Here is a 23,840-nt window from a genome sequence, read left to right as displayed (position 1 = left end):
GTCACCCATGGCAACGCTTGAAATCCGCGACCTGCACGTCACCGTCGAGGCCGACAACGCCACGAAGGAGATCCTCAAGGGCGTCGACCTGACCGTGAAGCAGGGCGAGACCCACGCCATCATGGGCCCCAACGGGTCCGGCAAGTCCACCCTCGCGTACTCGCTCGCGGGTCACCCCAAGTACACGGTCACCGGCGGTTCGGTGACCCTGGACGGCGAGGACGTCCTGGAGATGACCGTCGACGAGCGCGCCCGCGCGGGCGTGTTCCTCGCGATGCAGTACCCCGTCGAGGTCCCCGGCGTCTCGGTCTCCAACTTCCTGCGCACCTCTGCCACCGCCGTCCGCGGCGAGGCGCCCAAGCTGCGCACCTGGGTGAAGGAGGTCAAGGAGGCCATGGAGCGGCTCCAGATCGACCCGGCCTTCGCCGAGCGCAATGTCAACGAGGGCTTCTCCGGCGGTGAGAAGAAGCGCCACGAGATCCTCCAGCTGGAGCTCCTCAAGCCGAAGGTCGCGATCCTCGACGAGACCGACTCCGGTCTCGACGTCGACGCCCTGCGGATCGTCTCCGAGGGCGTCAACCGGGTCCGTGGGACCGGCGAGGTCGGCACGCTGCTGATCACGCACTACACGCGGATCCTCCGCTACATCAAGCCCGACTTCGTGCACGTCTTCGCCAACGGCCGCATCGCCGAGTCCGGCGGTGCCGAGCTCGCCGACAAGCTGGAGAACGAGGGCTACGAGGCATACGTGAAGGGTGGCGCTTCCGCGTGACACAGCTGCCGGGCCTCCTCGACACCGAGGCGATCCGCAAGGACTTCCCTCTGCTGGATCGCACGGTCCACGACGGGAAGAAGGTCGTCTACCTGGACAGCGCGGCGACCTCGCAGAAGCCGCGCCAGGTCCTCGACGCACTCAACGAGTACTACGAGCGCCACAACGCCAACGTGCACCGCGGTGTGTACACGATCGCGGAAGAGGCCACGGCGCTGTACGAGGGCGCCCGTGACAAGGTCGCCGCGTTCATCAACGCGCCCAGCCGCGACGAGGTGATCTTCACCAAGAACGCCTCCGAGTCGCTGAACCTCGTGGCCAACATGCTCGGCTGGGCCGACGAGCCCTACCGGGTGGACCACGACACCGAGATCGTCACCACGGAGATGGAGCACCACTCCAACATCGTGCCCTGGCAGCTGCTCTCGCAGCGCACCGGCGCGAAGCTGAAGTGGTTCGGCATCACCGACGACGGCCGCCTCGACCTGTCCGACATCGACGAGATCATCACCGAGAAGACGAAGATCGTCACCTTCACGCTGGTCTCGAACATCCTGGGCACGATCAACCCGGTCGAGAAGATCGTCCGCCGCGCCCAGCAGGTCGGCGCGCTGGTCTGCATCGACGCCTCGCAGGCGGCCCCGCACATGGTGCTCGACGTGCAGGCGCTCCAGGCCGACTTCGTGGCCTTCACCGGCCACAAGATGGTCGGCCCGACCGGCATCGGCGTGCTCTGGGGACGGCAGGAGCTCCTGGAGGACCTGCCGCCGTTCCTCGGCGGCGGCGAGATGATCGAAACCGTCTCGATGCACTCGTCGACGTACGCCCCCGCGCCGCACAAGTTCGAGGCCGGTACGCCCCCGATCGCGCAGGCCGTCGGCCTCGGCGCGGCCGTGGACTACCTCTCGTCGATCGGCATGGAGAAGATCCACCGCCACGAGCAGGCGATCACCGAGTACGCGGTGAAGCGGCTGCTGGAGGTCCCCGACCTGCGGATCATCGGTCCGGCGACGGCCGAGGACCGCGGCGCCACGATCTCCTTCACGCTCGGCGACATCCACCCGCACGACGTGGGCCAGGTGCTCGACGAGCAGGGCATCGCGGTCCGGGTCGGACACCACTGCGCACGGCCGGTCTGTCTGCGGTACGGAATTCCCGCCACGACGCGAGCGTCTTTCTATCTGTACTCCACGCCCGCCGAGGTCGATGCCCTGGTGGCCGGCCTGGAGCACGTACGGAACTTTTTCGGATGAGGGACGAGCGGCTGAGGGTGACTGGTGAAGCTTGATTCCATGTACCAGGAAGTGATCCTGGACCACTACAAGCACCCCCACGGGCGCGGCCTGCGGGACGGCGACGCCGAGGTGCACCACGTCAACCCGACGTGCGGCGACGAGATCACTCTCCGGGTGAAGTACGACGGCGAGACCATCGCCGACATTTCGTACGAGGGTCAGGGCTGCTCCATCAGCCAGGCCAGTGCGTCCGTGCTGAACGACCTCCTGGTCGGCAAGGGACTGGGCGAGGCGCAGAAGATCCAGGAGGCCTTCCTGGAGCTGATGCAGTCGAAGGGCCAGCTGGAGCCGGACGACGCCATGGAGGAGGTGCTGGAGGACGCCGTCGCGTTCGCCGGTGTCTCCAAGTACCCCGCCCGGGTGAAGTGCGCGCTGCTGAGCTGGATGGCGTGGAAGGACGCGACGGCGAAGGCGCTGTCCGAAGGGAAGACGGCATGAGCGAGAACACGGTGACTTCCGAGGAGACCCCGGTGACCTCCGAAGAGACTCCGGTGACCAAGCCGGCCTCCGAGGAGGAGGTCCGCGAGGCCCTGTACGACGTCGTCGACCCCGAGCTGGGCATCGATGTCGTCAACCTGGGGCTGATCTACGGCATCCACATCGACGACGCCAACATCGCCACCCTCGACATGACCCTGACGTCCGCGGCCTGTCCGCTGACCGACGTCATCGAGGACCAGGCGAAGTCGGCGACCGACGGCATCGTCAACGAGCTGCGGATCAACTGGGTCTGGATGCCGCCGTGGGGTCCGGACAAGATCACGGACGACGGGCGGGAACAGCTGCGCGCGCTGGGCTTCAACGTCTGATCCCACCGCGTCGCACGCACCCCCCTTGCGTGTCACCCCGTACGCGTCACGGCGTTCGGTACCGTGCCGCGTCGCACGATGCGGCACCGCGGGATGGCGCGTGACATCCGTACCGACCGACGAACGGCCTCCGGTTCACACCGGGGGCCGTTCGCCGTGGTGGGCGAGGACGGCGTGCGGGTCTCCCGCGACGGGGGCGTGGTCCATGTGCACGGTCGCGGCGGTCAGCCGGGGCACGGCGTGGATGAGGGCGTGCTCGGCGGCGACGGCGATGCGGTGGGCCTCGACGACGGTCAGCCGTGGATCGACCACGACCTCGGTCTCGGCGCGCAGCTCATGGCCGATCCACCGCATCCGCACCCGCCCCGTGTCCAGTACGCCGTCGACGTTCCGCAGGGCGGAGTGGGCGGCGGTGACGAGGCCGGGGTCGACGGAGTCCATCAGACGCCGGCAGACCTCGCGGGCGGCGTCCTTGAGGACCATCAGGATGGCCACGGCGATGAGCAGGCCGACCACGGGATCGGCGGCGGGCAGGCCGAGCGCCGCGCCGCCCGTGCCCAGCAGGACGGCCAGCGAGGTGAATCCGTCGGTCCGGGCGTGCAGGCCGTCGGCGACCAACGCGGCGGAACCGATGCGGCGCCCGGTGCGGATGCGGTAGCGGGCCACCCATTCGTTGCCGATGAAACCGATGAGCGCGGCGGCGGAGACGGCCCACAGGTGGGTGATGTCGCGGGGGTGGAGCAGCCGGTCCACCGCCACCCAGGCGGCCAGGACGGCGGAGGCGGCGATGGTCGCGACGATCAGGACGCCGGCCAGGTCCTCCGCCCGGCCGTAACCGTAGGTGTAGCGGTGGTTCGCCGCCCGTCGGCCGAGGAGGAAGGCGATCCCCAGCGGGACGGCGGTCAGCGCGTCGGCGGCGTTGTGGACGGTGTCGCCCAGCAGGGCCACCGACCCCGACAGGGCGACGACGACGGCCTGGACGACGGTCGTGGCGCCGAGGACGACCAGCGAGATCCACAGCGTGCGCATACCCTCGCGGGAGGCTTCCATCGCTGTGTCGACCTTGCCGGCCGCTTCGTGGCCGTGCGGCGTGACGAGGTGCGCGAGCCGGTGCCGCGGACGCGCGGTGCGGGAGACGCCGTGTCCGGCCTCGCCGGGCGTGCGGCCGTGGCTGTGGGTGCGGTTCGCTGCGTGGCCGTGCCGGCCGTCGTGGCCGTGGCCGGGGAGCCGGCCGTGCTCGTGGCGGTCGTGTGCGTGAGTGTGCCCATTCCCCTCCATACGGTTCACGGTGGCACACGAATCCGATTGCGGCTACAGCCGTCGTACACCCTGTGACCAGGTGCGATGTGCTTGCAACCGCGTTGCCGTGGCGCCCGGTGCCGACGGCCGGGTACCGGCCCGGCGCGCCGAATCGGACACGGAACGTACGCCCGAAGTCTGCTCGGTGTGTGCCCGGTGTTGTCGCGGGTATCGGAGCCTTTCCGCACCTTCCGCGTCACCACGCCGACGAGAGGCATGCCGTGCTGCACACGTCTTCGTTACGGAACCGTCGGACGGCCGCCGCCGTGGGCGCCGTTCTCGCGCTGACCGCCTTCGGGCCGAACGCCCCCGCGCACGCCGCGGGTTACGGGACGCCGACCATCGGGCTCCCGGTCTCCTACCTCTCCGGCGCCGTCGGTGCGACCGGCGACCCCGTGGTCACCGTCACCGTCGCGCAGAGCGGGGCCGACGCCGGGGCGCTCACGGTGGCGGCGTCCGCCAGCTCCAAGCCGTCCGTCGCCGGGACCGGAGATGTGACCGTGACCGGGACGGGCGCCACCCGGAGGCTGTCCGTCGCCGCCCGCGGGCGCGGCTTCACCGACCTCACGATCAAGGTCACCGGACTCGGCGGCAAGACCGCCACCAAGAAGCTGCACTACGCGGCGTCGGCCGCCGTGCGGGACGCCGCCGACACGCGCTACCTCACCGGCTCGTCGGACGCCTCGGCCGCCGTGGACGTCGGCGACGGCTACGCGGTCGTCGCCGACGACGAGTCCAACACGCTGCGCCTGTACGACCGTTCCGCCTCCGGCGCGCCGGTCAGGAGCTGGGACGTCGGCCCGGAGCTCGGGGTGTCGAAGGAGATCGACATCGAGGCCGCGGCCCGGGTCGGGAACACCATCTACTGGACCGGTTCGCTCGGCAACAACAAGAGCGGCCAGTACAAGGCCGACCGCAACACCGTGTTCACCACGACGGTGACCGGGACGGGGGCCGGCACCCGGCTGACGGTGGGCGGCTCGTACAAGAGGCTCCGGGACGACCTCGTCGCCTGGGACGAGGCGCACGGCGACCGGTTCGGATTCTCGGCGGGGACGGCGGACGGCGAGGTGCCCAAGCAGATCGACGGGTTCAACATCGAGGGCCTGGAGTTCGCGCCCGGCTCCACGACCACCGCGTACCTGGGCTTCCGGGCCCCGCTCGTGCCGCCGAAGGCGGGCGGCAAGGCGCTGATCGTGCCCGTCACCAACTTCGACCACGTGGTCGGCGGCGGGGCGAAGGCGGTCATCGGCACGCCGATCGAGCTGGACCTCGGCGGGCTCAGCATCCGCGACATCCGGAAGAACGCCGCCGACCAGTACCTGATCGTGGCCGGTTCCTGGGCGGCCGACGACAACTCCGACCCGTACGCCCTCTACAGCTGGGACGGGGTCGCCGCTCATGCCCCGGTCAAGCGGCTGGACCTGCCCACCGGCGACCCGGGCGGCTGGGAGGCCGTCGTCGACGTCCCGGATCTGACGGCGCCGGGCGCCCGTGTCCAGCTGATCACGGACTCGGGGTCGGCCGATCTGTACGGGGACGGCACGGAGGCGAAGGACCTCGACCACGCCGAATGGAAGAAGTCGCGCGCCGTCCGGTTCACCGTCGGCGGCTGACGGCACGACGGGCACCGGCCCGGTCCCTGGTCGCCAGGGCCGGGCCGGAGGCCGGTCGGAAGTGACGGGCGCCGGACACTCCGGGCCCCGCGAGCACCGCTACGGGCCGTGCGGGCCGTACGGGGTCGGCGCGGCGGCAGCCGCCTCGGCCAGGACCGGGCCCAGGTTCTCCGTACGTATGCGCCGGTCGACGTAGAGGAGCCCGATCACCAGCTGGGGGAACGTCGCCGAGATGAACTGGCCGACCAGCTGCCCCAGCAGCATGATCACCATGTAGCCGCTCATGGCGAGGACGATCGAGGCGGGGTTCGGGTCCTCGGCGAGGGCCGCGCCGCCGATGGCGCCGGAGAACATGCCGAGGAACGAGAACGGCATCTGGATCATGTAGCTCGCCACCGCGGCCATGGCGAGGGCCAGCAGAGCGATTCCGAAGATCCGCCACCAGTCGCCACGCACCAACTGCGCCGAGCGGCGCATCGCCGCCACCGGGCGCAGGCCCTCGAAGACCACGGCGGAGGGGGCCAGGCTGAACTTCACCCAGAGCCAGGCGGCCAGCGGGGCGGTGGCGAGGGCGCCCAGGAGCCCGAAGGCGGACCACAGCACGGCGGCGCCGGCGCTGTCCAGGGTGATCACACTGATCATGAGGGCGATGAAGCCGACCATCGCGAGCACGACGGGGATCATCACGACCAGGGACACGAGGATCACCGTCCCGGCCACCGACGGTACGCGGGACCAGGCCCGGCGCCAGACGGCGGAGAAGGTCGTCGGCCTGCCCAGCACCGCTTCCTGGAGGACGGCCGGCACCGCCGCGTAGACCAGGGCCGTCGCCAGCACGAAGGTGACCGCGCCGACCAGCCAGACGGCGCCCAGTCCGGTCAGCACCGGTACGATGTCGCCCGTCGCCGGGTCCTCGTCCGCGCTGAGCTCCAGGAGCCGGCGCAGGTGCTCACCGGCCGCCCCGTACGCGATCAGGGCCGTCACCGCCACGACGGCCAGCGTCCCGCCGTACGCGGCCCCGCCGATCCCGAGCAGCTGCTTCCAGTAACGGCCCGTCGTGCCGAAGGCGCCCCCGAGTATGTCCGCGAGCTTCAGGGGCGCCAGCGGTATCACTCCGGGCTTCGGGGGCGGTGGCATCCAGCCACCCCAACCCGGCGGTCCTCCGTAGGGCGCTCCTCCGTACGGCGCCCCGCCACCCCACCCTGCGTCCTGCGTCACTGCTGCTCCGTCGTGTCTCGTGTCCGTTGCCGTCGTCCGTGCCCCGGTCCGGGACACCGTAGCTCCCCATCGGCGAGAAGTCGTCGTACCGTACGAAGAGCGGCGATGCGTACACTTGTACACATGGGTTACGGACTGCTTGCCGCGGCGATCGTGGCGGAGGTCGCCGGTACGACGGCGATGAAGTACAGCGAGGGCTTCACCCGGCTGTGGCCCTCGCTGATCACCGTCGTGGGCTACCTCACCGCCTTCACACTGCTCGCCCGGGCGCTGAAGACGCTCTCGGTGGGGACCGCCTACGCGATCTGGGCCGGTATCGGCACCGCCGCGGTCGCCGCCATCGGCATCCTCTTCATGGGGGAGTCCGGCGGCCCGGTCAAGCTCGCGGGCATAGCGCTCGTCATCGCCGGAGTGGTGGTGCTGAACCTGGGCGGGGCCCACTGATGGCCCGCCGGTACGACCCCGAGCGGCGTGATCGCATCATCGACGCCGCGATCCGCGTGGTCGGCGCCAAGGGCATCGCGGGCCTCAGCCACCGTTCCGTCGCCGCCGAGGCCGATGTGCCGCTGGGCTCGACGACGTATCACTTCGCCTCGCTGGACGAGCTGTTGATCGCCGCGCTCCGCCGGTCGAACGAGAACTTCGCGAAGGTCATGCGGGAGAGCCGGGCCCTCGCCGACCCCGCGGCCGACCTCGCCGGGGAACTGGCCCGGCTGCTGGGGGAGTACTTCCGCGGCGGGCGGGGACGCGCGGAGCTGGAGTACGAGCTGTACCTCGCCGCGCTCCGCAGACCCGCGCTGCGGCCCGTAGCCGCCGAGTGGACCGACGGCGCGGCCGAGCTGCTGTCCCGGCGCACCGATCCGGCCACGGCGCGTGCGCTGATCGCGCTCATGGACGGGATCTGCCTGCAGGCGCTGCTCACCGGTGGGGAGTACGACGAGGCGTACACGCGGGAGATGATGGGGCGCGTCGTCGGCTGACCGGTCCTCGGCGCGTGGCGTGTTGCCGATGTGTGGTGTTCGGTGTGCGCCGGCCGTGGCGGCTGCCCGCCGGCCGACCGGTTCGCGGCCCGGCATGTGGTGCACGACGGCGGCCCGGCCCGCCGGACCCGTGCGCCGCGTGTTCACTCGTCCGGCCGGGCCGCTCCTCGTACGGCCCGCAGCGCCGCCCGTACGCTCGCCTCGATGTCCGTGACCGGGTACAGCGCCTCGCGGATCGTCCGGTCCCGGTCGACCACCAGCGTCAGCCGCTTCAGCCGGCCGACACCGGCCGCCCGGAAGGTCGGCAGTCGCAGGGCCGCGGTCAGATCCAGCTCGGCGTCCGAGAGCAGCGGGAAGCGCAGCCGCTCCGCCGCCGCGAACGCCCGCTGCTCGTCGGGGCGTTGGGTGGACACGCCGTGCACGGTCGCACCGGCCGCCGTGAACTCGGCCAACTGGTCGCGGTATGTGCAGGATTCGAGCGTGCAGCCGCTCGCGCCCGGGATGCCCGCCCAGCCCGGCGGATAGGCGTCGCGGCGGGCGTAGGCGCCGGGGAAGCAGTACAGGACGGTGTGCGGCGTGTCGGCGACCGGGTCGCGCCACTCGCCGTCGTGGTCCAGCAGGCGCAGTCCGGGCAGGCGGGTGCCCACCAGGGCGTGCACCCGGGCCGCCTCCTTCGAGTTCTCCGCCGCCGTCGCCATCACGTCCCCTTCTCCCATGACCCAGGTGTCGCCCCAGTCCTGGAGCGCGATCAGCACGGGCAGCAGCGCGTGTCCGCGCGGAGTGAGCCGGTACTCGTACCGGGGCGGCCGGTCCTGGTACGGCTCGCGCGACAGCACGCCCGCGTCGACCAGCAGCCGCAGCCGCTCGGTCAGCACCTTGCGGGACACGCCCAGTTCCGACTGGAGCGCGTCGAAACGGTGCACCCCGCGTGCCGAGTCCCGCACGATCAGCAGGGTCCACCAGTCGCCGACGACGTCGAGCGCCTGGGCGATCGCGCAGTCGGCGTCGGCCAGGCTGGTGCGCTGGGGCATGGGATTCTCCGTGGATCTCCGGGCCTCCGGGTCTCCGGGTCTCCGGGGCTGCGGGTCTCCGGGGCTGCGGGGCTGCGGGGCTCCGGGCCTCCATTCCCGGCCCGTCGCCAGGATCGGCGCTCGGGAACCATGATGCCATGGTCGGTTCCCAAAGGAGACCGAGTGCGGGCCGGGAAAGGCCCGGGAGTCCTGGGAGCCTCGCGGGGAGCGGGCGCGGCCTTCCGGGGGGCTTGCCGCGACCACCCGGCGAGACCGGTTGGCTCCGATCACACCTGCCCGGTTAGGTTTCGTGCATGAGCGATACGACTTCTCCCCGCACCACCGGCGCCGTCGCCGCCGGCCTCGCCACCGTCGCAGGTGACGGTTCCGTTCTCGACACCTGGTTCCCCGCCCCCGAACTCGCCGACGCCCCCGGCCCGGCCGGGACCGAACGGCTCACCCCCGACCAGGCCGTCGACCTCCTCGGCGCGGGTGCCGCCAAGGCCATCGGGGTGGATGCCCGGCGCGGTGTCGAGGTCGTCGCCGTACGCACGGTCATCGCCTCGCTCGACGACAAGCCGCTCGACGCCCACGACGCGTACCTGCGTCTGCACCTCCTCTCGCACCGTCTCGTCCGGCCGCACGGCCAGAACCTGGACGGCCTCTTCGGGCTCCTCACCAACGTCGCCTGGACCTCGCTCGGCCCGGTCGCCGTGGACGACGTCGAGAAGGTGCGGCTGAACGCCCGCGCCGAGGGTCTGCACCTCCAGGTCACCTCGGTCGACAAGTTCCCCCGGATGACGGACTACGTCGCCCCGAAGGGCGTCCGGATCGCCGACGCCGACCGGGTCAGGCTCGGTGCGCACCTGGCCTCCGGCACCACCGTCATGCACGAGGGCTTCGTCAACTTCAACGCGGGCACCCTGGGCACGTCGATGGTCGAGGGCCGGATCTCCGCGGGCGTCGTGGTCGGCGACGGCTCCGACATCGGCGGCGGCGCCTCCACGATGGGCACCCTCTCCGGGGGCGGCAAGGAGCGCATCGTCATCGGTGAGCGCTGCCTGATCGGCGCCGAGGCCGGGGTCGGGATCGCGCTCGGCGACGAGTGCGTCGTCGAGGCAGGGCTCTACATCACGGCGGGCACCCGCATCACGATGCCGGACGGCCAGATCGTCAAGGCCCGTGAGCTCTCCGGCGCCTCGAACATCCTCTTCCGCCGCAACTCGGTCACCGGCACGGTCGAGGCCCGTCCGAACAACGCGGTGTGGGACGGTCTCAACGACATCCTGCACAGCCACAACTAGTGCCGCTCCCGGCAACATTTGCCACGGCGTCGGCGTCCCTCACGGGACTGGCGTCGGTGAAGGGCAGCGCCCTGTGGTGGTGAGCAGTTCCTCGTATGCCCTGCGCAGCCCGTCGGTCGCCCCGCGCCCGGCGGGCTGCAGCGGTTCCCGGACCGGTCCGGCGCCGAGCAGCGCCTTCGCCGTCACCGTGCCGGGCAGGCCGGAGGCCGTCATCAGCTCAGTGAGAGGGGTGAGCAGCCGATTGAGTCGGGCAGCCTCCGCGGTGTTCCCGGCGTCGAACGCGTCCAGGAGCGCCCGCAGTTGCCGCGGCGCGACGTTCGCCACCGTGCTGACGCAACCTGCCGCGCCCACCGCGTACAACGGCAGGTTCAGTTCGTCGCAGCCCGAGTAGTACGCCAGCGAGGTCGCGCCGATCACCTTCGTGGAGCCCAGCAGGTCGTACGCGCAGTCCTTCACGGCCACGACGCGCGGGTGCCCGGCGAGCCGCAGCAGGGTCTCCGGTTCGACGCGGATGCCGGTCCGGTCCGGGATGTCGTACAGCATCAGCGGCAGGCCGGTCGCGTCGGCCACACGCCGGAAGTACGTCTCCACGGCGGCCTGCGGCGGCCTGCTGTAGTACGGAGCCACCACCAACAGGCCGTCCGCACCCGCCCGTTCGGCCTGCCGGGCGAGGTCGATCGTGTGCCGGGTGTCCGGGCTGCCGACCCCGGCGACGATCGGCACGCGATCGCCGACCGCCGCCCTGACGGCTCGCAGCAGCGCGGCCTTCTCGGCATCGGTGGTGGTCGGGGACTCGCCGGTGGTGCCATTGAGCACCAGCCCGTCGCAACCGTCGGCGACCAGGGCGGCGGCGTGTCTCCCGGCGGCGTCCGGGTCCAGCGCGCCGGAGGCGGTGAACGGCGTGATCATGGCGCAGAGCATCCGGCCGAAGGGGGCCGTGCGGGTTTCGGGGGCTGTCATTCCCGAAGTGTCGGTCGGCCGAACCGTGAAGGTCCACTTAGTTCTTCTTGGAGTAAAGGGAAAGGAACGCTCAACAGTCGAGAGGCGGCACCCGGTGGGACCGCTCGACGGGACCGCAGGTGGGTCTCCTGCGCTCTGGCATGATCGAACGCCTATGCGGCAGGCCGACGTGGGGGCGGGTGCATGAGCGTGTGGGCGCGGCGACGGACACGGACGCGGGCAGGTGCGATCGCAGGGGCAGGGGCACGACAACGGGCGGGAACCGGGGCCGGGGGACGGGGACCGGGGGCGGCCGTGCGCGCGGCGCTCACGGCGGGGGCCCTGGGGCTGTCGCTCTCGGGATGCGCGGGGTTCCTCGTACCGGCGGGCGAGGGCGAACCGGAGTCGGCGCCGGCGGTGACGCCGAGCGCGTCGTATCCGCCCGGCTCCGTGCACGCCGACAAGCTGCCCTCGCCGTTCCCGAGCGTTCCCGCGGAGCTCCTCGACCGGCCGTCGCCCCCGTCGGCGCGAGGGCCCGCCCCCACGCCCACCGCGAGCGGCCGGACGCACTGTCCGTCCTCCGGGGTCGTCGTCGGCATGGGCGAGATCGAGGCCGCGCTGGGACATCGGGCCGTCGGGCTCACCCTCACCAACTGCGGCGGCAAGCCGTACCGCGTCCACGGCTACCCGTCCGTCCGGGTCCTGGACGAGGCGGGCGACCCGCTGCCGGTGCCGGTGAACCCGGCCTCCTCGTACATGGGGACCGACCGGGGCCCGCAGGAGGTCGTGCTGAAACCGGGGCAGACGGTGTGGTCGCTGCTCGCCTGGGTCTCCACCCCGACCGGCGGCGACCTCGTCGAGGGCGACGCGCTGGAGATCGCACCGGCCCCCGGCATGGAGGCGCGCGTCTTCCCGCTGGAGGGCAGCGACGTGCGGCTGCTCGACGAACTGAACATGACCGCCTGGCGGGCCGGCCCCGCGTAGTGCGGCGCGGGCGCCGCGCCTCACGGATGGCCGGTGCCGGTGTCGGCGCCGTGCCGGTGCCGCGTCGCGCGGGCGGGGTCAGCGTCGTGCCATGTAGAGCGTGAAGGCCCGGTGGAGCAGCTTGTTGATGGGGTAGTCCCATTCACCGACGTACTCGGCGGCCCGGCCGCCGGTGCCGACCTTGAAACGCAACAGGCCCAGCAGATGGTTGTCCTCGGCCAGGGTGTCGGTGATCCCGCGCAGGTCGTACACCGCCGCGCCCCGCTCGTGCGCGTCGCTCATCATGCGCCACTGGATCGCGTTGCCGGGCTGGACCTCGCGCTTGCGGGCGGTCGAGGCACCGTAGGAGTACCAGACGTGGTTGCCGACGGTCAGCATCGTCGCGGCGGCCAGCGTCTCGCCCTCGTGCTGGGCGAGGTAGAGCCGCATGCGGTCGGGGTCCTCGGCGCGCAGCGCGGCCCACATGCGCTGGAAGTAGCCGAGCGGGCGGGGGGCGAAGCGGTCGCGCTCGGCGGTCTCGCGGTACAGCTCGTAGAAGACCGGCAGGTCCTCGTAGCCGCCCTCGTCGACCTTGACGCCCGCCTTCTCCGCCTTCTTGATGTTGCGCCGCCACTGCTGGTTGAGACCGGTCCGGACCTCCTCCAGCGACCGCCCGGCGAGCGGCACCTGGAAGACGTACCGGGGCTGTCCGGCGGCGAAGCCGTCCTCGCCGTCCTCCGCGCCCCGTTGCCAGCCCATCCCGCGCAGCCGGTCGACGAGCGCGGCGGCCCGCGGATCGTCCGCGTCCGCCCGCACGTGGCGCAGGCGCCGGGCCGCCGGGTCCGCGACGGCCTCCTTGACGGTCCCGGCATCCCAGTACCGGGCGATCACCGGGGGGCCCATGCGCACCGCGAACGCGCCGCCCGACTTCAGATGCGCCAGCATCGGCCCGAGCCACCGCCCCGGGTCGGGGTCGTTCCAGTCGATGACGGGGCCCTCCGGCAGATAGGCCAGCGTGCGCCTCGTGCGGGGGATCGGGCGGTGGAGCACGAGCGCCGCTCCGGTGAGCTGTTCCCGGCCGGTGCTGTCCGGTTCGAACCAGCCGATGCTCTCCGCGCGCCAGTCGGGTTTCACATCGCCCCACGACGGAACCTGCATATGGCTCACGGCGGGCCTGCTCGCGACGAATGCCAGGTGTTCCTCGCGGGTGATCGCCCTGAGGTGCGGGTTCATGCGGTGCTCCGATCGTCTTCCGGTTCCGGCCGTCTTCCGGCTCAGTCGGTCATCCGGCCCGGTTCGCCATCCGGTTCTGCTCGCCATTCGGCTCGGTTCGTCTTCTGGTCCGCTCGGTCCTCCGGTCCGCCCTGTTCGCCCGTTCGTCCCATCGGTTCCGGCGGCGGGAGCGCCGTTGACCTCAAGTGTGCTTGACGTAGCAGTGTGGCCGTCGGCGGCGTACCGCACGGGTGCGCCGGGTCAGGAGGACCCGTCATGAGTGTGCGTTTCGAATCCCGTCCCGATCCTGCCCGCAATGACGTCGGACTGGTCAAGGCGAGCACCTGGGATGTCGGCACTCCGGAGCGCCAACGGCGGACGGTCGAGGCGATCCGCGAGGCGTGGGACAGCAGGGAGTGGCCGCATGCGGGACTGCTTTCGTACACCGTCCATACCGGTGAGGACGGAAAGACCTTGTTCCATTACACCCAGTGGAGTGGGGAGCAGGCGTACCAGGACTTCTTCCGGCACGGCCGGGACGAGCGCAACGCGGACATCGACGCCGCCGTGCCGGGCATCCGGCGGCTCGGGCTGCACAGTCTCGAAATGTACCGCTCGACGGGGCCGGGGGAGGGGGACGGGCGGGAGCCGGGATGCGTGGTGATCGTCGACGTGGAGTTCGATGGGGCGGACAAGGCCCGTCAACGGGACTGGGTGGACACGGTGTTCGAGGCACTGGGGACCGACCCGGCGCTCGCCCCCGGAGGGATCTCGGCGCACTTCCACGTGAGTGTCGACGGGACCCGTGTGCTCAACTACGCCGAATGGGAGAGCGCCCGGGCCCACGCCGACGCGCTGGCCGCGCCCGGTGACGGGATCGGGTCCAGGACGCCGCAGTGGGAGCGCGTGCGGTCCTACCCGGGAGTGGCCACGAGCACCGTGAACCGCTACGCGCCCGCGCTCAGCATCGGGCCGAGGGCGGGCGTGTAGCAGGTGGTGCGTGGGGTACGCGGGGCGCGGAACGGGCGGGAGGGCGTGAGCCGCCGGGGTGAACGCGGTCGGCCGCGCCCGTCCGGCTCAGGACCGTCCCGGCCCGCCACGTCCGGCTCAGGACCGTCCCGGCCCGCCACGTCCGGCTCGGGACCGTCCCGGCCCGCCACGTCCGGCTCGGGACCGTCCCGTTCCGCTCCGGTCGGCTCGGGGCCGTCCCGCCCCGCCACGGCTCACGGACGGAAGCGGAGCACCTGCGGGTCGTGGTCGCTGTTCTGCGCGGCGAACTCGGCGTTGATGTGCACGCTGTCGTACTCGAAGTCGTCGATCGACGGGCTGGTCAGGATCTGGTCGAGGACCTGGCTGTTGCCCTGGTAGACGTACGAGTAGCGCTCCGCGCGCGGCAGCGACCTCACGGCCGGGTACAGCACGCCACCGGCCGTGAGCGCCTTGGTCGTGCCGGAGAACTCGAAGTCGTTGATGTCGCCGACGACCAGCACGTCGGCGTTCTTCTGGACGCTCAGCAGCTTCTTGACGAAGGTGTTGACGACCCCGGCCTGTGCGTGCCGCTGCACCTCGGACGAACGGGTCGGCGGCTGGTGCTGGGAGACGAGGGACTCGTCGCCGCCCTTGGACGCGAAGTGGTTGGCGACGACGAAGACCGTGCGGCCGCGGAAGACGAACTCCCCGACGAGCGGCTTGCGGCTGTTCTCCCACGCCGCGTTCGCCGGGTCGATCCGGCCGGGGGAGTGGGTCAGCGCCGCCCGGCCCCGCTCCCGCACGACGCCGGTCGCCGTCGTGGCGTCGCCGCCCGCGCGGTGGGTGAACGACACCCGCTCCGGGTTGAAGAGGAACACCTGGCGGATGTTGCCGCCGGGCTCGCCGCCGTCCTTCTTGTCCTGAGGGTCGACGGAACGCCACTGGTACGCCGGGCCGCCCGCGGCCACGATCGCGTCGACGAACTTCGCGACGGTGCGGTCGGCGGAGACCGTGCCGTCGTCCTTGGCGCCGTTGTCGTCCTGGATCTCCTCCAGCGCGACGATGTCGGGCGAGGCGAGGTTGTTCACCACCGCGGTGGCGAGCGCGTCGAACTTCTCCTGCGGATCGGTCGGGTCGAGGTTCTCGACGTTGTACGTCGCCACCGCCAGTTCGCCGCGGCGCTGCTCGCGGGTCGTCTCCTGGCGCAGACCCTTGCCGGTGACCTCGCCCAGTGTGCGGGCGGCCAGCGTGTAGCCGCCGTACTGGTTGAAGTCGAGCGGCCCCTCGGTCGTGCCGGACAGCACGTCACCGACGTCGGCGGTCGGGAAGGGGCGTTCGGCGAGCGGCACCAGCGACTGGATCTGGAGCCGGCCCGTGTTCTGCGCGTCGTACGAGCCGTAGACCGTGCCGCCCCTCCGGTTGGCGTGCTCGTGCGGCTTCACCGTCACCCACAGCTCGGAGTACGGGTCGGTGGCGCCGACCACCCGCGCGGAACCGATCCGGACGTTCATGCCCTCCAGTGACTCGTAGTGGTCCAGGGCGTAGCGCGAGGGGGCGAGGGGGAGGGCGTTGACGGAACCGCCCGCCGCCGGGTCTCCCGCCGGCGCGTACCGGGAGGGGACCGAGCGTGCGGAGATCGTCACCGGCGCGGGCAGCGGGTTGCCGGAGGACACCACCTCGACGGTGGGCTTGCTGATCTGGGTGAGCGACTGGTTGCCCGAGGCGACACCGCCCGGGACGTACTCGGTGACGGTGCCGGAGACCGTGACCGCGTCGCCGACCGCGACCGTCGGCGCGGACGAGGTGAAGACGAAGATCCCCTCGCTGGTGGCGGGGTCGGCGTCCGGACGCGGGTCCTGGAACCAGAAGCCCTTCGAACCGTAGGTCCGCACCCCCGTGACGATGCCGGTGACACCGCTCACCTGCCGGCCGACGAGCGGGGATATGCGGGTGGAGCCCTGGATGTCGTGGATCCTGACCGGGCCGTCGGCGGAGGAGCCGGAGGGGGACGGAGAAGCGGAGGAGGCGGCGGACGCGGAGGTGGTGGCAGCGCCGGTCAGCAAGCCCGCCGCGAGTGCGGCGGTGACTACGGCGGAGACGGCGGTCGTTCTGGACGATGCGGCGGGCATCACGGGCTCCGGGAGGTCGAGGGTCGTCGAGGGAGATCGGGGGTGTCGAGGGAGGTCGGGGGCTCGGGAGGAACGGCGCGGACGGGCGGGACTCCGCGTGGATCGGGAGCACGCCCGGACAGGGGTGTCCCCGGGCCCGGCCGCCTCCGGTGCGGGAGCACGTACGGGCCGGCAGCCCGTACGGTCGGTGGTCCGCGCGAGGGGCCGACGGCCTGCGAGAGGAGCCGATGGCCTCCACGTGGATCTACGCGCGTCAATCTCGTGTGTGCGCCGGGCAGTTGTCAAGGGCCCCCGGGAGTCCCGCCGTCGTCCTTCGCCCGAGCCGGGCGGCATGGGACGAAATGCGTCTACGCTGGGCCGCCTGACCCGGTACGCCCCGTACGCCCGAGGAGAATCACCAGATGTCCGCAGAGCGCCCCACCCTGCCGCCCGTACGGCTGCACACCGAAGCCGAGCTGGCGCGGGACGCGCTCGCCGCACCGCTGCTGGCCCGTGCCGTCCGGCTCGCGCGCTGGGCCGGCCCGGAGACCAGGGTCGGTGCCGGTGGCGAGCTGGTCGAGGCACAGCTGCCCGCGGCGGCCGAGCACCTCGGCCTCGCGGCGGACGAGGAGGGCGCGGCGGAGGCGAGCGAGGCGTGGCGGCTCGCGGTCGACACGGGGCTCGTCGACGTCGAGGACCCGGACGAGGACGCCGGACCGGACGCGGAGGGGACCGCCACCGCGGGCGAGAACCTGGCGCTGATCACCGGAGGCTCGCCGCGGGACGTCCTCTCGATCTGGCTCGACGGTCTGGAGGCCGCCTACGCCGACGCCACCGCGCCGGTCTTCGACGACCTGGCCGACCTCGTCTCCGAGGACGGTTCGGTCGACTTCGACGCCCTGGACTGGGACCCGGAGGCCGAGGCGGAGTTCCTCGACGGGGTCCTCGGCAATCTGTACCTGCTCACCGTCGGCGACGGCGCCGGTGACGGCGGCGTACGGACGCCCCCGGTGCCGCTGCCCGCGCTCGCCGCCTCGGTGATCGTGCCGGACGACATGGGCGAACCCACCGACGACATCCTTGAAGAGGTGTCCGAGGCGATGATGCGGCTCGACGACCAGTTCCGGGTCCTCGAACCCATCGGGATCGTCGAGTACCAGCCGGTGGACGAGGCGTTGCTGGTCGAGGAGAGCGAGGACGCCGACCCGCAGGCCGACGACGAGGACGTCACCCGGTACGGCATGGTGAAGCTGACCCCTCTCGGTCTGTACGGCATCCGGGCCCGGATGCTGGAGGCGGGCGTGGACGCCCCGGCGGTCGGTGACCTCGTGGACAAGGGGGCCGACGTGCTCCTCGGCGGTATCGCCCACTACCCCGAGGCGGCGGCCCGCGCCGAGTCCGAACTGTGGCTCGCCCGCCGCGGCGCGGACGGTGCCGCGGCCGAACTCCTCGCGGCGGCGCGGGGTATGGACCAGGAGGCGCCCCTGCGCCGGCTCCACTGCCAGCAGGCGCTCTCCCTGGTCGGCGCGGAGGCGGAGCCCGCGGTGCGCGCGGTGCTGGACGATCCCGAGCTGGGCGGCCTCGCCCGGGTCTGGCTCGTGGAGCTGGGCGCGGCGGACGTGCCCGCGCCGCCGGAGCCGATGATCTTCTGGCTCGCCGTCGACACCATCGCGGCCCAACTGGAGGCCGAGGGCGACCTGGAAGAGCTCCAGGGGCTCGTCGAGAGCCTGGCAGACCGGCACAGCGGCTTCTTCGGCGAGGTGTGGCGGGTGGAGCACCCCGCGACGGCGGACGTCCTCGACGCGATGGGGCAGCTGCACAGCGACAAGAAGAAGGCCAAGGAGGCCCGCAAGGCGGCGTTCAAGGCGCGCTCGCGCGCGGGCGCCTGAGGCAGGCCGCACGATCGAGCGAGGCGCGAACGCCTCAAGTCCCCCTGAAGGACAGGTGCCTGAGAGCGCGTAGACGATCGGCGCCCGGGGTGAACGTGGCATGACGGGCGGGTCCGGCAGACAGGCGGCCGGACCCGCCAGGCCGTCGCGGCGGCCGTCCGGTCGCCCGAACGCGGCAGCCGGTCAAGGACTTTCGGCTGGTCGCATACTTTCGGCCGATCGCATTCGGTCAACTGCACAGGAAGGATGCCCCGGGGCGTCGCCCGCAGTTCAACTGGAGTTGGGGCAGGAGCGTCAGTGTGGGCGCGCCAACAACCCGCCCAGTCGTTCCAGGAGTGACGTGATGTCCTTCACGCGCAGGGAATTCACCAGACAGTCCGCCCTCACCGGTGCCGGCATCGCGCTGACCGGTACGGTCGCCGCGCTGGCCACCGCTCCCGGCGCCCTGGCCGCCGGGGACCCGAAGCACGGTCACGGCAACGGCCATGGACACGGGCACGGTCACCAGGACGAGCCCGGCTACGGACCGCTGGTCTCCGACCCGAAGGGCATCCTGGCGCTGCCCGCCGGGTTCTCCTACGAGGTCATCACCCACTGCGGTGTCACCAGGCTGGAGACCGGCGAGTACACCCCGTCCAACCACGACGGCACGGCCACCTTCGAGGGCCCCCGCGGTGTCACCCTGCTCGTCAACAACCACGAGCTGAGCGGCACCCGCGCCGGCTGGGAGCACCCCGTGCCGCTCACCGAGGGTCTGGTCTACGACCCGGTCGCGGCCGGTGGCTGCACGGTCGTGGAGACCCGCCGCGACGGCCGCACCGCCGAGTGGGTCGGCATCGCCGGCACCTCCACCAACTGCGCGGGCGGCGCCACCCCGTGGGGCACCTGGCTCACCTGCGAGGAGACCGAGGACAAGGCGGGCAAGAACGGACTGCTCAAGGACCACGGCTACGTCTTCGAGGTCGACCCGTACGACCGGCGCGCCAATCGCGACCCGCGCCCGATCAAGGCGTTCGGCCGGTACGCCCACGAGGCCGTCGTCATCGACCCCAAGCGCGGCCACGCCTACCTGACCGAGGACGCCTCCGGCCCCAACGGGCTGCTCTACCGCTGGGTGCCGCCGCACGGCTTCCGGCACGGCCGCGGCAGGCTGCGCACGCTCGCCGACGACGCCGGTGTGCTCCAGGCGTTCAAGTGCTTCGACCGCAACGGGGCGTTCGTCGACGACCTGTCCCGGGCCACGCGGATCGGCACGGTGTACGGGGTGGACTGGGTCGACGTCCCCGACCGCGACGCGAAGACCGTCTCGGTGCGCAAGCAGTTCGCGGACGGCGAGGTCACCCGCGCGCGCAAGCTGGAGGGCATGTGGTGGGGTGACGGCGGCGCGTACATCGTCTCCTCGTTCGCCCGCGCGGAGAGCCCCGGCCGGCACGACGGCCAGGTTTGGTTCTACGAGCCGAAGCGCCGCACGCTGACGCTGAAGGTGCTGCTGGGCGTGAACCCGGATCCGTCGAAGGAAGGCGCCTTCGACGGCCCGGACAACATCACCGTCTCGCCGTACGGCGGTCTGGTCATCGCCGAGGACGGCGACGGCCTCCAGCACCTGTTCGGGGCGACGGAGAGCGGCCGCACGTACCCGATCGCCCGCAACGAGCTGAACATCGGCAGCGAACAGGAGCCGGAGTACAGCGAGTTCACCGGGGTGACGTTCTCGCCCGACGGCCGGACGCTGTACGCCAACATCCAGGACCCGGGCATCATGCTCGCCATCACCGGCCCCTGGAAGCGGCAGCCGAACCGCCACTGACGCACCGTCCGCGCGGCCGGGCCCGTACGGACGGACCCGGCCCGCACGGACGGACCCGGCCCGCACGGACGGACCCGGCCCGTTCGGTTCCCCGTCCGCGTACGGGCCACCCCTTCGCCGCGTACACGTATGAGCTCGTACGCGTGTGCGCTCGTACGTGCGTGCGTAAATCCCTCGCGTCCGACGCGGCTTCCCCTTTAGAGTCCTGTTCGTGCCCAGGTGCGCAGGCAGGACCTACTTCCACTCTTAATGGGGAGGCCGCGGGTTCGATTCCCGCCACCGGATCTCGATCCGGTGTAGCTCAGTGGCAAGAGCACCATCGTCGGTTCCGCCGACCTGGATCTCTGGGCATCACAATTGCATCAGCAATGACTGCACCTCCCGGTGCGCGGGCTGCGGCTCCTTCCTGAAACGAAATCGCCGCCGCCGACTCTGATCTCGGGAGGCACAGAGCCGGGAGGGTGCCCGGTGCGAAGACGACGGATACTTCCCGGATCCGACGGTTGCGGGTTCGAATCCCGCCCGGCCCCGGTCGGTAGCTCAACTCGGAAGAGCGTTCGGACAATTCCGTCGTCGATCCTGATCTCGGGCGCCCTCCCCTCGCTGTGCCTTCTCCCAACGAATTCGCGGGAATTCACATGGCACGCTTCAACCTCCGCACCACCAGGTCCCGTACCAGCACGTCCCGTTCGGACAGCCGCCGGGCCGCCTCGCCCGTGAGGTCGACCGGGCGCACCGCGCCGAACCATCAGGGCGGCCGGGGCCTCCTGCGCGACAACCGCTCCGAGCTCTTTCTGCTCGCGGTCGCCAACTTCGTCTCGCAGCAGACCTTTTACGAGGACGGCGAGCAGCGCGACGACCGCTTCGCCGAGCTGGTACGGATACTCGCCGTCGGCGATCCGGAATGGACCGCCGGTCTCCTCCACTGGCTGCGCCGCGACGGGCAGATGCGTACCGCTTCGCTCGTCGGCGCCGCCGAGTACGTGAAGGCGCGCCTCGACGCCGGTGCCGAGGACGGCCCTTCCAACAGGCGGGTCGTCGACTCCGTCCTGCTGCGCGCCGACGAGCCCGGCGAATTCCTCGGGTACTGGACCTCGCGCCACGGCCGCGCCGTGCCCAAGCCGGTCAAGCGCGGCATCGCCGATGCCGTGCGCCGTCTCTACGACGGCAGGTCGCTGCTGAAGTACGACACCGCGTCCAAGGGCTACCGCTTCGGTGACGTCCTGAACCTGGTGCACGCCTCGCCCGATCCGGCCAAGCCGTGGCAGGGCGAGCTGTTCCGGTACGCCCTCGACCGCCGCCACCACCCGGAGACGGCCGTGCTGCCCGCTGCCGACCGCACCCTCACGGCCCACAAGGCGCTGAGGGAGATCCCGGTCGGGGAGCGGCGGGCCGTGGTCACCGGAGCGGACGGCGCGGACCGGCTGGCCGCCGCGGGCATGACCTGGGAGGCGCTGGCGGGCTGGCTGCAGGGGCCAATGGACGCCGCGGCCTGGGAAGCGATGATTCCGTCCATGGGCGCGATGGCGCTCGTCCGCAATCTGCGGAACTTCGACGAGGCGGGCGTCTCGGACGAGGTCGCCGCGCGGGTGGCGGCGAGGATCAGCGACCCGGAGGTGGTCGCCGCGTCCCGTCAGTTCCCGTTCCGCTACCTCGCGGCGTACCAGCACGCGCCCTCGCTGCGCTGGGCGCACGCGCTGGAGAAGGCGCTCGGGCACTCCCTGGCCAATGTGCCCGGACTGCCGGGGCGGACGCTGATCCTGGTGGACCGCTCGGGATCGATGTGGTCGCCGCTCTCGGACCGTTCGCAGCTCAACCGTGCCGACGCCGCCGCGATCTTCGGCACGGCGCTGGCGCTGCGGGCCGAGGAGGCGGACCTGGTGCAGTTCGGCACGAGCAGCGCGCGGGTGAAGTTCCGGCGCGCCGAGTCCGTGCTGAAGGTGCTGGAGCGCTTCGGGGACCTCGGCGGCACCAACACCGCGGAGGCGGTGCGCCGCCATTACCGCAAGCACGACCGGGTGCTGATCGTGACCGACGAGCAGGCGTCGTTCTCGTACGCGGCGGACGCCACGGCGGCCGTGCCGTCCACCGTGCCCGTCTACACCTGGAACCTGGCCGGGTACCGGACCGGGCACGCCCCGTCGGGCGGCGCGAACCGGCACGTCTTCGGCGGGCTGTCCGACGCGGCGTTCCGCATGGTGCCGCTGCTGGAGGCGGGCCGTGACGCGGACTGGCCCTGGAGCCGTCCGGAGCCGGACCGGGCCTGAGCGACAACCCCGCGGGCGGCCGGGGCGGGCGTCACGGCCCCGCCCCGGCCGTCTCGACCACGGCGGGGTGGTGGGCCGGGCGCCGCCGCCCGGGGCGCTACAGCGACTGGGCGGCGGGCTTCACCATGCCGCGGACGGTGCGTGCCTTGATGAATTCGCCCATGGCCGTCATCTCCCATTCGCCGGAGAACTGCCTGATCAGCTTCGCCATCATCACGCCGGTCTGCGGCTGAGCACCGGTCAGGTCGAAGCGGACCAGCTCCTCGCCGGTGACCGCGTCGATCAGCCGGCAGTACGCCTTGGCGACCTCGGTGAACTTCTGGCCCGTGAACGAGTTGACCGTGAAGACCAGGCCGGTCGCCTCGGCCGGGATCCGGCCCAGGTCGACGGTGATCACCTCGTCGTCCCCGGCGCCCTCGCCCGTGAGGTTGTCGCCGGAGTGCTTGATCGCCCCGTTCAGGATGGAGAGCTTGCCGAAGTAGCAGCTGTCCAGGTGGTTGCGCTGGGGACCGTAGGCGATCACCGAGGCGTCCAGGTCGATGTCCTTGCCGCGGAACGCGGGTTCCCAGCCGAGGCCCATCTTGACCTGGGAGAGCAGCGGACGGCCTCCCTTGACCAGGGACACCGTCTGGTTCTTCTGGAGGCTGACCCGGCCCTTGTCGAGGTTGATCCGGCCGGAGGGTGCGGGTGTGGGTGCGGCCGACGGGGCGGCGGGGGCCGGGGGAGCGGCGATGCGCGGGTCCACGGGGGGCGCGGAGGGCATCGGGGGCGCGGCGGCCGGAGCGGGCGGCGCGCTGGGCATGGCAGTCGGTGCCGGTGCCGGTGCCGGTGTGGCGGTCGGCGCGGGCTCATCCTCGACCGAGACGCCGAAGTCCGTCGCGATGCCGGCCAGGCCGTTCGCATAGCCCTGACCGACCGCGCGGACCTTCCAGGCGCCGTTGCGGAGGTAGACCTCCATGACCACCAGTGCCGTCTCGGTCGTCAGCCGGGGCGGGGTGAACGTGGCCAGCACGCTGTTGTCGTCGGCGTTGCGCACGGTCGCCGTGGGCTCGATGCCCTGGAAGGTCTGCCCCGCCGCGTCCGGGCTCGCCGTGACGACGATCTTCTCGATCCCGGGCGGCACCGCCGCGGTGTCCACCAGGATCGCGTCCGGCGACGTACCGCCGCCGGAGCGGTACGTCACGCCGGGGCCGGCGGGCTGGTTGTAGAAGATGAAGTCGTCGTCGGAGCGCACCTTGCCGGAGGCGGCGAGCAGCAGGCCCGAAACGTCGAGCCGCACCGGTGCGGAGACGTCCACTGCCACGCGGGCGGCGGACAGAGGGATGTTCGAGCCAGGGGTCATAGCGGTCATGCACCGGGTAACGAACGGCCCGGCTTTGCCGT

20 protein-coding genes and 1 tRNA gene are annotated in these 23,840 nt (G+C 71.8%); 14 read left to right on the top strand and 7 right to left on the bottom strand.

Annotated elements, in window-relative coordinates; all coding sequences use genetic code 11:
- The first annotated feature begins 7 nt into the window (after window positions 1-7).
- Genes sufC through AMK22_RS25095 form a run of 4 tightly spaced genes read left to right on the top strand, consistent with a single transcriptional unit; the run spans window position 8 to window position 2,876 of the window.
- The gene (sufC, locus tag AMK22_RS25110; RefSeq protein ID WP_073788545.1) at window positions 8-772 is read left to right on the top strand and encodes a Fe-S cluster assembly ATPase SufC; all 765 of its coding nucleotides are present in this window, start codon (window positions 8-10) and stop codon (window positions 770-772) included.
- Entirely contained in the window at window positions 769-2,025 is a 1,257-nt protein-coding gene (locus tag AMK22_RS25105) for a cysteine desulfurase (RefSeq protein WP_073788543.1), read from the top strand. Before sufC ends, AMK22_RS25105 begins: the two co-directional genes overlap by 4 nt.
- A 24-nt stretch (window positions 2,026-2,049) precedes the next feature.
- Complete coding sequence (gene sufU, locus AMK22_RS25100) at window positions 2,050-2,505, top strand: Fe-S cluster assembly sulfur transfer protein SufU (RefSeq protein ID WP_073788541.1); 456 nt, start codon at window positions 2,050-2,052, stop codon at window positions 2,503-2,505.
- A complete protein-coding gene (locus tag AMK22_RS25095; protein ID WP_384419208.1) occupies window positions 2,502-2,876 on the top strand; it encodes a metal-sulfur cluster assembly factor in 375 nt (124 codons plus the stop codon). The genes sufU and AMK22_RS25095 overlap by 4 nt, the downstream gene beginning before the upstream one ends.
- A 135-nt stretch (window positions 2,877-3,011) precedes the next feature.
- On the opposite strand, the gene AMK22_RS25090 is transcribed toward AMK22_RS25095, so the two are convergent.
- The gene (locus tag AMK22_RS25090) at window positions 3,012-4,154 is read right to left on the bottom strand and encodes a cation diffusion facilitator family transporter (protein WP_073788539.1); all 1,143 of its coding nucleotides are present in this window, start codon (window positions 4,152-4,154) and stop codon (window positions 3,012-3,014) included.
- 242 nt (window positions 4,155-4,396) lie between these two features.
- Here AMK22_RS25090 and AMK22_RS25085 point away from each other — a divergent pair, with 242 nt between their 5' ends.
- Entirely contained in the window at window positions 4,397-5,791 is a 1,395-nt protein-coding gene (locus AMK22_RS25085) for a hypothetical protein (protein WP_073788537.1), read from the top strand.
- A 99-nt stretch (window positions 5,792-5,890) separates the two neighbouring features.
- Here the strand turns inward: AMK22_RS25085 and AMK22_RS25080 are convergent, their stop codons facing one another.
- Window positions 5,891-6,928, bottom strand: a complete 1,038-nt coding sequence (locus tag AMK22_RS25080; protein ID WP_073788535.1) for a DUF7847 domain-containing protein — start codon at window positions 6,926-6,928, stop codon at window positions 5,891-5,893.
- A gap of 204 nt (window positions 6,929-7,132) precedes the next feature.
- Between AMK22_RS25080 and AMK22_RS25075 the strand changes: the two genes are divergently transcribed.
- Entirely contained in the window at window positions 7,133-7,453 is a 321-nt protein-coding gene (locus tag AMK22_RS25075; RefSeq protein WP_073788533.1) for a DMT family transporter, read from the top strand.
- Entirely contained in the window at window positions 7,453-7,989 is a 537-nt protein-coding gene (locus AMK22_RS25070) for a TetR/AcrR family transcriptional regulator (protein WP_073788531.1), read from the top strand. Before AMK22_RS25075 ends, AMK22_RS25070 begins: the two co-directional genes overlap by 1 nt.
- A 143-nt stretch (window positions 7,990-8,132) precedes the next feature.
- Here AMK22_RS25070 and AMK22_RS25065 read toward each other — a convergent pair whose 3' ends face one another.
- On the bottom strand, window positions 8,133-9,020 hold the full coding sequence (locus tag AMK22_RS25065) for a winged helix-turn-helix transcriptional regulator (RefSeq protein WP_073788529.1): 888 nt from the start codon (window positions 9,018-9,020) through the stop codon (window positions 8,133-8,135).
- A gap of 293 nt (window positions 9,021-9,313) precedes the next feature.
- On the opposite strand from AMK22_RS25065, the gene dapD reads away from it, so the two are divergent.
- Window positions 9,314-10,303, top strand: coding sequence for a 2,3,4,5-tetrahydropyridine-2,6-dicarboxylate N-succinyltransferase (gene dapD, locus AMK22_RS25060; protein ID WP_073788527.1), 990 nt, complete (start codon window positions 9,314-9,316; stop codon window positions 10,301-10,303).
- Window positions 10,304-10,342: 39 nt separating this feature from the next.
- On the opposite strand, the gene dapA is transcribed toward dapD, so the two are convergent.
- Entirely contained in the window at window positions 10,343-11,263 is a 921-nt protein-coding gene (gene dapA / locus AMK22_RS25055; RefSeq protein WP_073788525.1) for a 4-hydroxy-tetrahydrodipicolinate synthase, read from the bottom strand.
- A gap of 294 nt (window positions 11,264-11,557) precedes the next feature.
- Here dapA and AMK22_RS25050 point away from each other — a divergent pair, with 294 nt between their 5' ends.
- Complete coding sequence (locus AMK22_RS25050) at window positions 11,558-12,226, top strand: DUF4232 domain-containing protein (protein ID WP_073788523.1); 669 nt, start codon at window positions 11,558-11,560, stop codon at window positions 12,224-12,226.
- Window positions 12,227-12,304: 78 nt separating this feature from the next.
- On the opposite strand, the gene AMK22_RS25045 is transcribed toward AMK22_RS25050, so the two are convergent.
- On the bottom strand, window positions 12,305-13,438 hold the full coding sequence (locus AMK22_RS25045) for a lipid II:glycine glycyltransferase FemX (protein WP_073788521.1): 1,134 nt from the start codon (window positions 13,436-13,438) through the stop codon (window positions 12,305-12,307).
- A gap of 255 nt (window positions 13,439-13,693) precedes the next feature.
- Here AMK22_RS25045 and AMK22_RS25040 point away from each other — a divergent pair, with 255 nt between their 5' ends.
- A complete protein-coding gene (locus AMK22_RS25040) occupies window positions 13,694-14,407 on the top strand; it encodes an antibiotic biosynthesis monooxygenase (protein WP_073788519.1) in 714 nt (237 codons plus the stop codon).
- Between the two features lie 233 nt (window positions 14,408-14,640).
- Here the strand turns inward: AMK22_RS25040 and AMK22_RS25030 are convergent, their stop codons facing one another.
- A complete protein-coding gene (locus AMK22_RS25030) occupies window positions 14,641-16,515 on the bottom strand; it encodes an endonuclease/exonuclease/phosphatase family protein (RefSeq protein ID WP_073788516.1) in 1,875 nt (624 codons plus the stop codon).
- 401 nt (window positions 16,516-16,916) lie between these two features.
- On the opposite strand from AMK22_RS25030, the gene AMK22_RS25025 reads away from it, so the two are divergent.
- From AMK22_RS25025 to AMK22_RS25015, 4 genes are all read left to right on the top strand, one after another.
- The gene (locus tag AMK22_RS25025; protein WP_073788514.1) at window positions 16,917-18,383 is read left to right on the top strand and encodes a hypothetical protein; all 1,467 of its coding nucleotides are present in this window, start codon (window positions 16,917-16,919) and stop codon (window positions 18,381-18,383) included.
- Between the two features lie 343 nt (window positions 18,384-18,726).
- Window positions 18,727-20,190, top strand: a complete 1,464-nt coding sequence (locus AMK22_RS25020) for an alkaline phosphatase PhoX (protein ID WP_073788512.1) — start codon at window positions 18,727-18,729, stop codon at window positions 20,188-20,190.
- A gap of 215 nt (window positions 20,191-20,405) precedes the next feature.
- Window positions 20,406-20,475, top strand: a tRNA-Lys gene (locus tag AMK22_RS39615).
- 353 nt (window positions 20,476-20,828) lie between these two features.
- Window positions 20,829-22,457, top strand: coding sequence for a TROVE domain-containing protein (locus AMK22_RS25015; RefSeq protein ID WP_073788510.1), 1,629 nt, complete (start codon window positions 20,829-20,831; stop codon window positions 22,455-22,457).
- Window positions 22,458-22,554: 97 nt separating this feature from the next.
- Here the strand turns inward: AMK22_RS25015 and AMK22_RS25010 are convergent, their stop codons facing one another.
- Window positions 22,555-23,808 carry a TerD family protein gene (locus tag AMK22_RS25010; protein ID WP_199883312.1) on the bottom strand — a complete coding sequence of 418 codons (1,254 nt, stop codon included), beginning with the start codon at window positions 23,806-23,808 and terminating at the stop codon, window positions 22,555-22,557.
- Between the last annotated feature and the right edge of the window lie 32 nt (window positions 23,809-23,840).

The sequence above is a fragment of the Streptomyces sp. CB01580 genome, from assembly GCF_001905795.1.
In the GTDB taxonomy this organism is placed as follows: domain Bacteria; phylum Actinomycetota; class Actinomycetes; order Streptomycetales; family Streptomycetaceae; genus Streptomyces.
The sequence above is the reverse complement of the archived record's forward strand: the minus strand, read 5'-3'. Positions and strand labels throughout refer to the sequence as shown.

Excerpts from the sequence above, each read along its gene's own strand:
- AMK22_RS25030 (WP_073788516.1), bottom strand. The coding sequence starts at position 16,515 with ATGCCCGCCGCATCGTCCAGAACGACCGCCGTCTCCGCCGTAGTCACC.
- dapA (WP_073788525.1), bottom strand. The coding sequence starts at position 11,263 with ATGACAGCCCCCGAAACCCGCACGGCCCCCTTCGGCCGGATGCTCTGC.
- AMK22_RS25090 (WP_073788539.1), bottom strand. The coding sequence starts at position 4,154 with ATGGAGGGGAATGGGCACACTCACGCACACGACCGCCACGAGCACGGC.
- AMK22_RS25065 (WP_073788529.1), bottom strand. The coding sequence starts at position 9,020 with ATGCCCCAGCGCACCAGCCTGGCCGACGCCGACTGCGCGATCGCCCAG.
- AMK22_RS25070 (WP_073788531.1), top strand. The coding sequence starts at position 7,453 with ATGGCCCGCCGGTACGACCCCGAGCGGCGTGATCGCATCATCGACGCC.
- AMK22_RS25025 (WP_073788514.1), top strand. The coding sequence starts at position 16,917 with ATGTCCGCAGAGCGCCCCACCCTGCCGCCCGTACGGCTGCACACCGAA.
- AMK22_RS25015 (WP_073788510.1), top strand. The coding sequence starts at position 20,829 with ATGGCACGCTTCAACCTCCGCACCACCAGGTCCCGTACCAGCACGTCC.
- AMK22_RS25010 (WP_199883312.1), bottom strand. The coding sequence starts at position 23,808 with ATGACCGCTATGACCCCTGGCTCGAACATCCCTCTGTCCGCCGCCCGC.
- sufC (WP_073788545.1), top strand. The coding sequence starts at position 8 with ATGGCAACGCTTGAAATCCGCGACCTGCACGTCACCGTCGAGGCCGAC.
- AMK22_RS25020 (WP_073788512.1), top strand. The coding sequence starts at position 18,727 with ATGTCCTTCACGCGCAGGGAATTCACCAGACAGTCCGCCCTCACCGGT.
- AMK22_RS25080 (WP_073788535.1), bottom strand. The coding sequence starts at position 6,928 with ATGCCACCGCCCCCGAAGCCCGGAGTGATACCGCTGGCGCCCCTGAAG.
- AMK22_RS25040 (WP_073788519.1), top strand. The coding sequence starts at position 13,694 with ATGAGTGTGCGTTTCGAATCCCGTCCCGATCCTGCCCGCAATGACGTC.
- AMK22_RS25095 (WP_384419208.1), top strand. The coding sequence starts at position 2,502 with ATGAGCGAGAACACGGTGACTTCCGAGGAGACCCCGGTGACCTCCGAA.
- AMK22_RS25075 (WP_073788533.1), top strand. The coding sequence starts at position 7,133 with ATGGGTTACGGACTGCTTGCCGCGGCGATCGTGGCGGAGGTCGCCGGT.
- AMK22_RS25045 (WP_073788521.1), bottom strand. The coding sequence starts at position 13,438 with ATGAACCCGCACCTCAGGGCGATCACCCGCGAGGAACACCTGGCATTC.
- dapD (WP_073788527.1), top strand. The coding sequence starts at position 9,314 with ATGAGCGATACGACTTCTCCCCGCACCACCGGCGCCGTCGCCGCCGGC.